Annotated in this window: 11 protein-coding genes; 5 read left to right on the forward strand and 6 right to left on the reverse strand. The window is 72.2% G+C overall.

Annotated elements, in window-relative coordinates; all coding sequences use genetic code 11:
* Window positions 1-464 precede the first annotated feature (464 nt).
* From ACWD4U_RS18040 to ACWD4U_RS18060, 5 genes are all read left to right on the forward strand, one after another.
* Window positions 465-1,004, forward strand: coding sequence for a single-stranded DNA-binding protein (locus tag ACWD4U_RS18040; RefSeq protein ID WP_363452856.1), 540 nt, complete (start codon window positions 465-467; stop codon window positions 1,002-1,004).
* A 273-nt stretch (window positions 1,005-1,277) separates the two neighbouring features.
* Window positions 1,278-2,702, forward strand: a complete 1,425-nt coding sequence (locus tag ACWD4U_RS18045) for a Cys-Gln thioester bond-forming surface protein (RefSeq protein WP_363452854.1) — start codon at window positions 1,278-1,280, stop codon at window positions 2,700-2,702.
* Window positions 2,703-2,915: 213 nt separating this feature from the next.
* The gene (gene ettA / locus ACWD4U_RS18050; protein WP_363452852.1) at window positions 2,916-4,580 is read left to right on the forward strand and encodes an energy-dependent translational throttle protein EttA; all 1,665 of its coding nucleotides are present in this window, start codon (window positions 2,916-2,918) and stop codon (window positions 4,578-4,580) included.
* 113 nt (window positions 4,581-4,693) lie between these two features.
* On the forward strand, window positions 4,694-5,137 hold the full coding sequence (locus ACWD4U_RS18055; protein ID WP_363452850.1) for an acyl-CoA thioesterase: 444 nt from the start codon (window positions 4,694-4,696) through the stop codon (window positions 5,135-5,137).
* 97 nt (window positions 5,138-5,234) lie between these two features.
* On the forward strand, window positions 5,235-5,927 hold the full coding sequence (locus ACWD4U_RS18060; RefSeq protein ID WP_363452848.1) for a hypothetical protein: 693 nt from the start codon (window positions 5,235-5,237) through the stop codon (window positions 5,925-5,927).
* Between the two features lie 74 nt (window positions 5,928-6,001).
* Here ACWD4U_RS18060 and ACWD4U_RS18065 read toward each other — a convergent pair whose 3' ends face one another.
* From ACWD4U_RS18065 to ACWD4U_RS18090, 6 genes are all read right to left on the reverse strand, one after another.
* Window positions 6,002-6,406, reverse strand: a complete 405-nt coding sequence (locus tag ACWD4U_RS18065; protein ID WP_363452846.1) for a globin — start codon at window positions 6,404-6,406, stop codon at window positions 6,002-6,004.
* Window positions 6,407-6,495: 89 nt separating this feature from the next.
* Entirely contained in the window at window positions 6,496-7,629 is a 1,134-nt protein-coding gene (locus ACWD4U_RS18070; protein WP_363452844.1) for an ABC transporter permease, read from the reverse strand.
* Window positions 7,626-8,543, reverse strand: coding sequence for an ABC transporter ATP-binding protein (locus tag ACWD4U_RS18075; RefSeq protein ID WP_363452842.1), 918 nt, complete (start codon window positions 8,541-8,543; stop codon window positions 7,626-7,628). The genes ACWD4U_RS18070 and ACWD4U_RS18075 overlap by 4 nt, the downstream gene beginning before the upstream one ends.
* 154 nt (window positions 8,544-8,697) lie before the next feature.
* Entirely contained in the window at window positions 8,698-9,891 is a 1,194-nt protein-coding gene (locus ACWD4U_RS18080) for an FHA domain-containing protein (RefSeq protein WP_363452840.1), read from the reverse strand.
* Window positions 9,892-10,000: 109 nt separating this feature from the next.
* On the reverse strand, window positions 10,001-11,335 hold the full coding sequence (locus ACWD4U_RS18085; protein WP_363452838.1) for a vWA domain-containing protein: 1,335 nt from the start codon (window positions 11,333-11,335) through the stop codon (window positions 10,001-10,003).
* A 32-nt stretch (window positions 11,336-11,367) separates the two neighbouring features.
* On the reverse strand, window positions 11,368-12,495 hold the full coding sequence (locus ACWD4U_RS18090) for a PP2C family serine/threonine-protein phosphatase (protein ID WP_363452836.1): 1,128 nt from the start codon (window positions 12,493-12,495) through the stop codon (window positions 11,368-11,370).
* Between the last annotated feature and the right edge of the window lie 3 nt (window positions 12,496-12,498).

Here is a 12,498-nt window from a genome sequence, read left to right on the forward strand (position 1 = left end):
GACGTTGTGCAGTCGTTACGGGGCTGTCGCCCCACCCGTTATGGATTCGACGCGGACAATCCCCCGCGGTGCGCGGCGGGTGGGGGCGGGATTCGGGGTTCCTTCGGTCGGATGACCTGGACCTGACGGCCCGACGGGCACTCGTTCGGGGTTTCGCGGGTGGCCGCGGAGTGTCATCGCGGTGTGCGCCCGGCTTCCGGCGGACGGCTGCGCGGCGGGCGGCACGCCTCCTGGCGTGCGAGTTCGTTGTCGTGGACACGTCGTCAGGGTGATCGGATTCGGACGGAAATCGTCCCGCATTCACTCCTGCGAGTTACCCGGCTTTTCCACAGGCCGGAGTTGTCCACAGGCCCGGAGAAGTGGCTGGCTCGAATTCCTGCTCCGCCGGAGGATCTTCCCGCGGCGGGAATTCCGCCGGCGTTATCGGTGACCGGCGGTGTGTGGCCGGAGAACGGAGAGTCGCAATGAGCGAGGCCCTGGTGACGATGGTCGGCAATGCCGCGTCGAACGTGACCTACCGCGAGACCCCGGCGGGTGTCCCGGTCGCCAACTTCCGCCTGGCGGCGACCGAGCGCCGCTTCGACAAGGAGCGCGGCGACTGGGCGGACGGCGAGACGACCTGGGTGACGGTGGTGGCGTGGCGCTGGCTGGCGGTGAACCTGGTGAGTTCGGTGAGCAAGGGCGATCCGCTGGTGGTGAGCGGGCGGTTGAGGGTGCGTGAGTGGGGTGAGGAGGGAAGTCGGCGGACTGAGGTGGAGATCGACGCCAGATCGGTGGGGCACGACCTGGCCCGTGGGACGTCGATGTTCCGGCGGGCGGTGGAGGCGAAGCCGGTCCTGGTGCAGGAGGCGGTGCCGGAGTGGATCGTCGCGGCGGTGGAGGCGCGCCGCACGGCGCAGGCCGGTGTCGGGGCGTCAACCGGCCCCGGTGCGGCGGGCGGTGGCGGCGCGGCGGGTGCCGCCGGGGCGGGAGGTTCGGATGTGACCCGGGAGGTTCTCAACTGACGGATTCCGGGCACTTCCTGGGCCGGGGAGTGCAATCCTGATTGCCGCGGGCGGTGCGCGGTGACTTTATGTCGACTCATCAACTCGCCTTCATGATCCGCTCCTTGATAACGAAACAGCTACGAAATCGTCCTGATTTGCTACGGGCGGCTAGTGGCGGGATCGCGTCAATAGGATGCGTCTGGTCCACACACGTGCAGCGGTGCCACAGGGGGTGCCGCTTTGCAGGGGCGGGCTGCCCTCTCGGCAGCCGTCCGCCCGAAGGGATCGCACATGTTCCACAAGCAGGGGCGGGCCGTCTCCCGCATTGTTGCTGTCATGCTCGCGTCCGGCTTGGCCGTCGGTTCCGGTCTCCTCACAGCCGGTACGGCGGCCGCGGCTGACGGCACGTCGGGCGTCACGGCCGCGAAGCTGCAGGGCGGCATCCGCTACGGCGAGAAGGTCGAGCACGAGGTCCGCCCCGGCCGCTGGCTGCCCGTCACCGCCGGGCAGTTCACCCTCGGGGTGGTGGGCAGCGACGCCACGCTGCAGGTCTACTGCATCGACCTGCTCAACGACACGCTCAAGGACGCGACCTACCACGAGACCGACTGGGCCTCCACGTCGCTCTCGCAGCCGGAGAAGGTCAAGGCGAAGGCCGGCCCGAAGATCCAGTGGATCCTCGAGCACTCCTTCCCGAACCTCGACGAGGCCGCGCTGTCCAAGGCGTCCGGCATCCCCGGTCTGACCAAGGACGACGCCGCCGCGGCGACCCAGATCGCGATCTGGCACTTCTCCGACCCGAACGTGCCGGTCAAGCAGAGCGACGACCACGCGTCGGCCAAGAAGCTCACCGACTGGCTGATCGCCCAGGCCGAGGCCAACGGCGGCGCCGCCGAGCCGAAGCCCAGCCTCGCCCTCAACCCGGCCTCGGTGGCGGGCAAGAGCGGTGAGCTGGTCGGCCCGATCACCGTCACCACCGGTGGCGGCGCCGCGGACGTCGCGGTCGCGCTCGACAAGAACGGCGCCGACGCCGGCGTCACCCTGGTCGACAAGAACGGCGCCGCGGTGAAGACCGCGCACAACGGCGACCAGCTGTTCGCCAAGGTCCCGGCCGGCGCCGCGGCCGGCACCGCCACGGTCAACGCCAGCGCCGAGTCCACCGTCGGCATCGGCCGCGCCTTCGTCGGCGACGACAACGGCAAGCACAGCCAGACGCTGATCCTGGCCGGCAGCGAGAAGGTCAAGGTCGACGCCCTCGCCACCGTGGCCTGGGCGCCCAAGGGCCCGATCCCGGCCGCCACCGCCAAGGTCGACTGCGCCCAGGGCGCGGTCATCATCACCGCCACCAACAAGGGTGACCAGGACTGGACCTTCACCGTCGGCGGCAAGACCGTCACCGTGAAGCCGGGCGGCACCCAGGACGTCGTCCTGCCCGTCGCCGAGGACCAGAAGTACGACTTCACCATCAACGGCCCCGGCAAGTTCAGCCAGACCTTCTCGGGCGTGCTGAACTGCAAGACCGACAGCCAGACCCTGCCGCCGGCCACCCCGAGCGCCTCCACCCCGTCGCCGAGCCCGACCGGCCCGCAGCTGGCCTCCACCGGTGGCGGCATGGGCACCGGCATCACCGCCGCCGTAGCCGGCGCGCTGGTGATCGCCGGCGGTGCCGCGGTCTACGGCCTGCGTCGCCGCGGCCGCCACAGCCGCAGCTCCTGAACGGTGCGCTGAACCTCCCCGGCAGCCCGCCGGGGAGGGCGCGGCCCCGCCTCCGCACTCCGGAGGCGGGGCCGTTCGCATGACAGGGACGGCGCAGCCCCGTCCCGCCGGTCCGCCGCTGCGCCCGATGCGGGCGTTAGGGGCGGACTACGCCTTACGGCACAATGGAAGGCTGCAAGCCGATTACTCACGACGACGCCGGAGCGATCTCACGTGGCGGAATACATCTACACCATGCGCAAGGTGCGCAAGGCACACGGCGACAAGGTCATCCTTGACGACGTGACGCTCAGCTTCCTCCCCGGGGCGAAGATCGGCGTCGTCGGCCCCAACGGCGCCGGTAAGTCGACCGTGCTGCGGATGATGGCGGGGCTGGACCAGCCCTCCAACGGCGACGCCTTCCTCTCGCCGGGCTTCACCGTCGGCATGCTCCAGCAGGAGCCGCCGCTGGACGAGTCCAAGACGGTCCTGGAGAACGTCCAGGACGGCGTCAAGGAGACCAAGGCCAAGCTCGACCGGTTCAACGAGATCGCCGAGCTGATGGCGACCGACTACTCGGACGCGCTGCTGGACGAGATGGGCAAGCTCCAGGAGGACCTGGACCACGCCAACGCGTGGGACATGGACGCCCAGCTGGAGCAGGCGATGGACGCGCTGGGCTGCCCGCCCGGCGACTGGCCGGTCACCAAGCTCTCCGGTGGCGAGCGCCGCCGCGTCGCGCTGTGCAAGCTGCTGCTGGAGCAGCCCGACCTGCTGCTGCTCGACGAGCCCACCAACCACCTCGACGCCGAGTCGGTGAACTGGCTGGAGCAGCACCTCGAGAAGTACCCCGGAACCGTCGTCGCGGTCACCCACGACCGGTACTTCCTGGACAACGTCGCCCAGTGGATCCTGGAGCTCGACCGCGGCCGCGCCTACCCGTACGAGGGCAACTACTCCACCTACCTGGAGACCAAGCAGACCCGTCTGAAGGTCGAGGGCCAGAAGGACGCCAAGCGCGCCAAGCGGCTCAAGGAAGAGCTGGAGTGGGTCCGCTCCAACGCCAAGGGCCGCCAGGCCAAGTCCAAGGCCCGCCTCGCCCGTTACGAGGAGATGGCGGCCGAGGCCGACAAGATGCGGAAGCTGGACTTCGAGGAGATCCAGATCCCGCCGGGCCCGCGTCTGGGCAGCGTCGTCATCGAGGTCGAGAAGCTCAACAAGGCCTTCGGCGAGAAGGTGCTGATCGAGGACCTCAGCTTCACCCTGCCGCGCAACGGCATCGTCGGCATCATCGGCCCGAACGGTGCCGGCAAGACCACGCTGTTCAAGATGCTGCAGGACCTGGAGACGCCGGACAGCGGCTCGGTCAAGGTCGGCGAGACCGTCAAGATCAGCTACGTCGACCAGACCCGCTCCAACATCGACCCGAAGAAGACCCTGTGGGAGGTCGTCTCCGACGGCCTGGACTGGATCAACGTCGGCCAGGTCGAGATGCCGTCGCGGGCGTACGTCTCCGCGTTCGGCTTCAAGGGCCCGGACCAGCAGAAGCCGGCCGGCGTGCTCTCCGGCGGTGAGCGCAACCGCCTCAACCTGGCGCTCACCCTCAAGCAGGGCGGCAACCTGCTGCTCCTCGACGAGCCGACCAACGACCTCGACGTCGAGACCCTGTCCTCGCTGGAGAACGCGCTGCTGGAGTTCCCCGGCTGCGCCGTGGTCATCTCCCACGACCGCTGGTTCCTGGACCGGGTGGCCACCCACATCCTCGCCTACGAGGGCGAGAGCAAGTGGTTCTGGTTCGAGGGCAACTTCGAGTCCTACGAGAAGAACAAGATCGAGCGCCTGGGCGCCGATGCGGCCCGTCCGCACCGCGCGACCTACAAGAAGCTGACCCGCGGCTGAGACGCCGACGGCAAGCACCGGCCCGGTCGGCCGCCCCCTCGGCGGACGGCCGGGCCGTGGCCCGTAAGCTACGTAGTTACTTACGGGTAATCTGATTTGCGAGGAGAACACCCGTGGCCCGCCACATCTACGCCTGCCCCCTGCGGTGGTCCGACATGGACGCCTTCGGCCACGTCAACAACGTGGTCTTCCTCCGCTACCTGGAGGAGGCCCGGATCGACTTCATGTTCACCCAGGCCGCCGAGGCCGGGGCCGGGGAGTTCGCGGGCGGCTCGGTGGTGGCCCGTCACGAGATCGACTACAAGCGCCCGCTGGTGCACCGCCCGTACCCGGTGACCATCGAGACCTGGGTGACGAAGATCGGCGGCGCCTCGCTGACCGTCTCCTACGAGATCAAGGACGTCGACGAGGACGGCCGGGAGACGGTCTACGTCACCGCCTCCACCGTGGTCGTCCCCTACAACCTCGCCGAGGGCCGGCCGCGCCGGATCAGCCCGGTGGAGCGGGAGTTCCTCAGCCGCTTCCTGGACGAGCAGCCGGCCGGCGTCGCCGCCTGACGGCACGACGGCACGACGGCACGACGGCCCGCAGCGCCTGAACGACGCCTGAACGACGACGCCCGAACGACGCTTCACGAAACGAGCTGAGCCCCCGGTGACCGCGCAGCCCCGCCTCGACCTCGCCGACGCCGGCGAGGCGGCCGACCTGGCCGCCTTCCTCGGGCGGCTGCTCCGCCTCGACCGGGCCGCCGCGGTCCGGCTGCAGGCGGTGCCCGGCACGGACGGCGCGGGCGTGCTCGCGGTGTTCGGACGGCTGCCGCTGGGCACCTCCGGGGTGCTCGCGGTGCGCACCGCCCGGCTGGCGGGCCTGGAGCACCCGGCCGACGCCACCGTCTCCGCCGGGCAGTTGCTGGAGTCGGTGGACGAGGCGATGGGCGCGGTCCGCGTCCCCGCGCCGGTCACCGGCCCGGCCTGGGCCGGGATGCTGCCCCCGCGCTCCGGCTGGCAGCTGCTCGCGGAACCGCCCGTCGACGCCGTGATGCCCGAAGTGCTGGCCGCGGTACGGGAGTTCAAGGAGCGCACCGAGCAGGTCCCGGAGCACCACCGCGGTCGGCAGGTGCTGGACGGCATCGCCGACGAGATCTGGTCCCGGCCGCTCGGCGCGGTCGCCGAACTTCCGCTGCGGGCCGCCCACGCCGCCTACGTGATCGGCTTCCTGCGCCCCGGCGCCCCGCTCACCGTGCACCGGGCGGGTGGCTGGCTGCGGCTGAACGCCCCGGCCGGTTCGATCGCGCTGCGCACCGCCGCCGCCCCCGGCGCGGGTCTCGGGCTCAGCCCGCTGCGCTGACGGCCCAGCTGGTGCGCTGACGGCCTGGCCGTCGCACCGGAGGGCCGACTCCGCAGCCCCGTGGAGGGTGTCGCTCAGCCCGCCGTGTTGATCATCGAGGCGGCGGCGTACGTCAGGTAGTCCCACAGCTGGCGCTCGGCGTCGGCCGGGAGGTCGAGCTGGTCGAGCGCGGCGCGCATGTGCCGCAGCCAGGCGTCGTGCGCGGCCCGGTCGACCTGGAACGGGGCGTGGCGCATCCGCAGGCGGGGGTGGCCGCGGTGGTCGCTGTAGGTGCGGGGGCCGCCCCAGTACTGCATCAGGAAGAGGGCGAAGCGCTCCTCGGCGGGGCCGAGGTCCTCCTCGGGGTACATCGGGCGCAGCAACTCGTCCTGGGCGACGCCTTGGTAGAACAGGTGGACCAGCCTGCGGAACGTGGCCTCGCCGCCGACCTGGTCGTAGAAGGTCTCCTCTTGTGCGGTGTCGCGCCCGGTGTCAGTCACCCGTCCATGGTCGCAGACGCCGACGGGGGCCGTACACCGGGACTTTCGGTGTACGACCCCCGTCGGAGCCGCGCCGGGCGGGGCGACGGTTACGCGTCGTCCCAGTTGAAGAACCGCCAGGCGATGACGCAGAGCACCGCGGTGAAGGCGAGCAGGACGCCCATGCCGGGGAGCACGTCGGCGATGCCGCCGCCCTGGCTGAGCACCGACTTGGCCGGGTTGATCAGGTAGCGCAGCGGCAGCGCCTTGGAGACGTTCTGCAGCCAGCTCGGCGCGAAGTCGAGCGGGATGAACGCGCCGCCGAGGAAGGACATCGGCAGGATGATCAGCTGGTTCATGCCGTTCGCCGCCTCCTCGCTCTTCGCCACGGCGCCGGTGACCAGGCCGATCGACATGAACGCCAGGGTGGCGCAGACGACCAGCGGGACCACCAGCCACCAGTTGCCGGTGAGCTTCAGGCCGAAGTACGGCATCCGCGCGATGACCAGGAACAGCGCGGTCTGGGCGAGCGCGACCAGCACGCTGACCAGCACCCGGGCGCCGACCACGGTGCCCGCCGAGATCGGGGCCAGCCGCAGGCGGCGCAGCACCCGCTTCTTGCGCCAGCTCACCAGGGTGAACGAGGCGCCGTAGACCGCGCCCATCGAGATGGCGTAGCCGAGCAGGCCGGGGGTGAGGTACTGGATCGGCTTGGTCGAGTCGTCCTCGACCTTGGTGGAGTCCAGGGTGAAGGCCGGGGTGGTGTGCGCGGCCTCCTGGTTGGCGGTCTGCACCAGGGCGTTCATCAGGCCCTGCACGGTGCCGGCCTTGACCTGGTCGGCCTGGCTGAAGCGGAGCACCAGCTTGCCGCCGGGGCCCTCGGTGACCAGGCCGTCGAGCTCGCCCTTGCGGACCTTGGCGAGCGCGTCGTCCTCGTTGGCGAAGGAGGTGATCTCCAGGGCGCTGAGCGGGCCGTCCTTCTGGTCCTTGACGGCGTCCAGCAGCTGGACCTTGCCGACCTCGGCGACCTTCACGTGCGAGGTGCCGCCGCCCTTGTAGAGGACGCCGAACAGCAGCAGGAACATCACCGGCAGGGCCAGCGTGAAGAACATCGCGCCACGGTCGCGCAGGAAGCCGACCAGCATCACCCGGGAGAGGCCGACGAAGGCGTTGCCGCGCTCCTGGCCGCCCGGCTCGGGCGCGGGTTCGGGGGTGCGGGCGGGGGCGGTGGTGGTGGCGGTCATGCCCGGTACTCCCGTCCGGTCAGCTGGAGGAAGACGTCCTCCAGGGTGGCGCCGCGGACCTCCAGGCCGCGCAGCGCGCCCTGTTCGGCGAGGACCGAGAGCACCGGCGCGGGCGCGTCCGTGGACAGCGCCAGGGTGATCCCGTCGTCCTCCAGGTTGGTGTACACCGACCCGGCGGCGGCGAGCAGTTCACGCGCCCGGTCGACCGGGAGCTGCCCGGACTCGACGCTGATCCGGACGGTGTCGTCGATCTCGCGCACCAGCGCGGCCGGCGCGCCGGTCTTCAGCACCTTGCCGTGGTCCATCACCGAGACGCGGTCGCAGAGGATCTCCGCCTCGTCCAGGTAGTGGGTGGTGAGCACGACGGTGCGGCCCTCGCCGTTGATGTCGCGCAGCAGGTCCCAGAGGTTGCGGCGGGCCTGCGGGTCGAGGCCGGTGGTCGGCTCGTCCAGGAAGACCAGCTCCGGGTCGTGCACCAGGGCGCAGGCGATGGACAGTCGCTGCGCCTGGCCGCCGGACATCTTGTCGGTGAGCACCGCCGCCGACTCGGTCAGGCCGACCCGCTCCAGCATGGTGTCGGCGCGCTTGGGGCCGATGCCGTAGAAGGAGGCGAAGGTGCGGATGGTCTCGCGGGCGGTCAGCTTGTTGAAGAACGCCGACGCCTGGAACTGCACGCCGATGCGCGGCAGCAGCTTGGTGTTGCGCGGCCACGGCGCCATGCCGAGCAGCTCGATCCGGCCCTCGTCGGCCTCCCGGATGCCCTCCAGGATCTCCAGCGTGGTGGTCTTGCCGGCCCCGTTCGGCCCGAGCAGGCCGTAGAACTCGCCAGTCCTGACGGAGAGTGACACTCCGTCGACGGCCTGGACATCCCCGTACCGCTTCCGGATCCCGTCAGCGGTTATTGCTTCAGTCATGGAGCGAAGCGTAGGGGTTCCCGGTCTGGTGGCGAGCAAATTTGTGCGAATTTTGGGGAAGCGGTGGCGGGCGGGCGCACCACGGCCCCACGGCGGTCGCCGAACCGGCGGGCCGTGAGGCCGTGGTGACGCTGCGTCAGCGGATGACGGGCCGTCAGGCGCGGTGGATCGTGATGGTGGTCCAGGCGCCGATGTGGATCCGGTCGCCGTCGTTCAGCGGGATCGCGGTGTGCGGGGGCAGGGTGTCCGGGCTGCCGTTGAGGGTGGTCCCGTTGGTGGAGTCCTGGTCGACCAGCACCCAGCTGCCGTCCGGCTGTTCGGCGAGCATGGCGTGCTGGTGCGAGGCGCCCGGGTCCTCCGGGGAGACCGACAGGTCGATCTCCGGCACGGTGCCGCGGTTCTGGCTGCGTCGGCCGATCCGCAGCTGGCCGCGGCCGGTGAGCGGGATCCGGCGCTCCGGGGTGTACGGCGGGAAGAACAGCCCGGCCGCCTCCGGCCCGCTGCGGGTCATCATGTCGGTGAAGTACTCGCGGTCGGCGGCCACCACGGCGACCCAGCTGGTGCGCTGCGGCGGGGCCGGCGGCTGCCCGGGCGCGCCGGGGCCGGGCTGGCCGGGCGGGGCGAGCCGGAACGAGGTGCCGAAGTCCTCGCCGCCGGGCTGCGGCGGCGCGCTCGGCTCGGCGTACACCGGGCCGGTGCGCTCGTAGTCGCCGTCCGGGAAGGCGGCGGAGCCGGGCTTCTCGAAGGACGGCGCGCCCGGGTAGCCGGGCGGCGGCGGGGGAGCGGCCGGGCCGGGCCCGGCCGGCCGGTAGCCGCCGGGCTCGTAGCCCGCCGGCTGCTCGTACCCGGGCCGCTCGTAGGACGGCTGCTCGTACGAGGGCTTCTCGTACGAGGGCTTCTCGTACGGGGGCGCGGCGGGCGGGGCGGCCGGCGGCGCGGCGGCGGACGGCGGGAAGGCGTAGCCGGGCGGCTGCTGGCCGGGCGGGGGCGCCGTCGGCGGGCGGGCGGTGGAGGTGGCGAGGTTGAAGTCGTAGCCGCACTCCTCGCAGTACCGGCCGGTCTGCGGGGTGCGGCAGATCGGGCAGGTGACCAGGCCCGCGGTGGCGGAGGGCGGGGGAGCGCCGAACGGGCCGGGGGCGTTGCCGCCCGCGGTGGAGCCGGGGCCGGTGGGCGTGCCGGCCGGCGGGGTGGCCGGGCGGCGGGGTTCGAAGTAGCCGCCGCCGGTGCTCGGCGGCGGGTTGCCGGGCCCGCCGCTCGGGTACCCGCCGCCGGGGTACGGCGGCGCGGCGGGTGCCTCGGGGGCGGCGGCCGGGCGGCCGGGGATGGGCAGCCCGGGCGGCGGCGACATCGGGAAGCCGCAGTAGTCGCACCAGTCCTCTGCCTGTGACTCGTGTCCCCTAGGGCAGATCGGCATCAAATCCCCATTCCAGCGGGTCGGATCCGGCAGGGTGTCCGGCTCACTTCTTCACGCGCACGGTCTTGGTCGATCGGGTCTCGAGAGTCATCGAGTCGGCCGCGCTCACGTTCTTACGGAACCGAACGGTACCCTCCCCGGCGTCGACCACGTCGACCACCTTCTGCAGCAGCTTGAGGGTGCCGTCGTTCCCGCTCGCGTGCGCGAGCCGAACGGCCTTGCCCAGCTTGGCCGTTGCCCGGTCGACGTCGCCGGCCCGGTGCGCCTCCATGCCTTCGCGGACGGCGTCGGCGAGTTCGGCCTGGCCGGTGTAGTGGGCGACCTGCGGGCTGATCCGGGTGGAGGAGGCCAGGTCGTCGGTCCACACGGCGCGGACCAGGCCCTGGCCGAGCACTTCGGCGCCGCCGTCGGGCAGCGGCAGCACCAGGCTGATCCGGGCGGCGAGCATCACGTTGCCGACCGCGGAGGCCGGGACCTCGACGCAGACGTGGTAGTCGCGGGACTCGTCGCCCCAGGAGCCGGTCGGGTAGTCCCCGGCCCGCGGACCGGCCTCGGCCCGGCGCTCGGTGAGGTCCTCGACGTCCGGGGCGACCTGCTTGACGTACTTCACCCGGGCGTTGGCGGGGGTCCACACCCGCAGCGCCACGTCGGCGACCTGCTTGCCCATGGCGGTGGTCATCATGTCCCGGAAGTCGTCGGCCAGGCCGGAGGACTCGGCGACGATGTCGACGGTGCCAAGCAGCGCGGAGGAGACCTTGCGCAGCTCGGCGACCTCCCAGTCGGTGCCGACGCCGCGGCAGTCGGCGGTGAAGACGCCGGCCGCCGCGTCCAGGGCGCGCTGCAGCTCGGCGGGCTTCTCGTGCTCGTTGCGGCCGTCGGTGAGCAGGATGGCGTGCCGGATCGGCGAGCCGGGCTGGGCGGTGAGCAGCTGGCGGGCCTTGGTGATCCAGGTGCCGATCGCGGTGCCGCCGTTGGGGGAGAGCTTGCGCAGGGCGTCCTTGGCGTGCTGCCGGGAGAGGTCGCCGGCCACCGCCATCGCACCGTTGCCGGGGTAGACGTCGACGGCCTCGTGGGTGCCGGCCACCACGGCGAAGGAGACACCGTCGCGCAGCGTGTCGATCGCGGCGGCGGTGGCCTCCCGGGCGTGCCGGATCTTGGTGGCCGGGTACTGCATGGAGCCGGAGCAGTCGACCACGATCACCACGGCGGCCCCGGGGCCGGGGTCGGCGGTGGCCAACGGGCGTCCGCCGGAGGTGCCGCCGCCGGTCGCGGTGACGGTGACGATCGCGTTGACCTCCCGCGAGCCCTCGGCGAGGTACTCGTTCTGGAAGACGTCCACGTCGAACCGGGGCGCGGCGGGCTTGGACAGCGAGGCCATGCGGAGTTCTCCTGTCGGAGGGTCGAGAGGAATCAGGGGGCTGCCGCGCCGGCCACCGGCAGGTTCGGCACGGTGGCGTCGTGGCCGCCCCCGGCGGGGCGCGGCAGCGGCAGGTCGAGCAGGGTCGCGTCGTGGTCGTGGTCGTGCTGGTGGCCGGCGGGCCGCGGGTCGATCGGCAGCACCGCGACGGTGATGTTGTCGTGCCCGCCCGCGCCGACCGCGAACTGCACCAGGGCCTGTGCGGCGGCCAGCGGCGCGGTGCGGGCGTCGGCGCGGACCCGGCCGGCCAGGTCGGTGGCGGCCTCGGCGTAGTTCCACAGGCCGTCGGTGCAGATCAGCAGGACGCCGGGGACGTGCGGGGTGAAGCTGACGGTGTGCGGGTCGAGGTCCTCGGCGTCCGCGCCGAGCCAGCCGGTGATGGCGTGGGCGCGCGCGTCGGCGTACGCCTCGGCCTCGTTCATCAGTCCGGCGGAGACCATCCGGGCCGCCCAGGAGTCGTCCTCGGTGAGCCGGTACGGCTCGGCGGCCTCCCGGTCGTCGGGGACCCAGTAGGCGCGGGTGTCGCCGACCCAGCCGATGGTGATCAGGCCGTCGGCGCTGATCGCCGAGACGTAGGTGCAGGCGGGCGAGTTGATCCGCCAGTCGGGCTCCCGGGTGCCGTCGTGGGCGAGCGCCGTGACGGCGCGGTTGGCGACGCCGATCGCCTCGCGCATCGCCTCGCCGGCCTCGCGGCCGGCCTCCAGGGCGGCCAGCAGCGACTCGGCGGCGGCGTCCACCGCCGTGGCGGACGCCTCGTCGGGCCGGTCCGAGGAGGAGACGCCGTCGCAGACCACGGCGACCACGGCGGGGCTGCCGTCGGGGCGGGCGGTGGCGGCGACGGTGAACGCGTCCTCGTTGCGGTGGTGCCGCAGGCCGCGGTCGGAGACCGCCGCGACGCCGGTCAACTCGCGTTCCTGGTGGTCGCGTTCACGCGGCAGGGCGTGTCCGCAGTCCTGGCACCAGCCGTCGTCGAGGTTGGCGGAGCCGCAGTGCGCGCACGAGGGCACCACCGGCAGGTCCCGGACGGTCGGCGGGCCGGACAGGTCGGCTCCGCACCCGCCGCAGAAGGCGTCCTCCGGGTCAAGCGGTTCGGTACAGCTCGGGCACACGGTCTGCGGCATCGT

The organism is Kitasatospora sp. NPDC002522 (assembly GCF_053595195.1).

What these genes read in the sequence shown, in the direction of transcription:
- ACWD4U_RS18040 (WP_363452856.1), top strand. Translation starts at nt 465, where the DNA reads ATGAGCGAGGCCCTGGTGACGATGGTCGGCAATGCCGCGTCGAACGTG.
- ACWD4U_RS18045 (WP_363452854.1), top strand. Translation starts at nt 1,278, where the DNA reads ATGTTCCACAAGCAGGGGCGGGCCGTCTCCCGCATTGTTGCTGTCATG.
- ACWD4U_RS18070 (WP_363452844.1), bottom strand. Translation starts at nt 7,629, where the DNA reads ATGACCGCCACCACCACCGCCCCCGCCCGCACCCCCGAACCCGCGCCC.
- ACWD4U_RS18075 (WP_363452842.1), bottom strand. Translation starts at nt 8,543, where the DNA reads ATGACTGAAGCAATAACCGCTGACGGGATCCGGAAGCGGTACGGGGAT.
- ACWD4U_RS18080 (WP_363452840.1), bottom strand. Translation starts at nt 9,891, where the DNA reads ATGTCGCCGCCGCCCGGGCTGCCCATCCCCGGCCGCCCGGCCGCCGCC.
- ACWD4U_RS18085 (WP_363452838.1), bottom strand. Translation starts at nt 11,335, where the DNA reads ATGGCCTCGCTGTCCAAGCCCGCCGCGCCCCGGTTCGACGTGGACGTC.
- ACWD4U_RS18090 (WP_363452836.1), bottom strand. Translation starts at nt 12,495, where the DNA reads ATGCCGCAGACCGTGTGCCCGAGCTGTACCGAACCGCTTGACCCGGAG.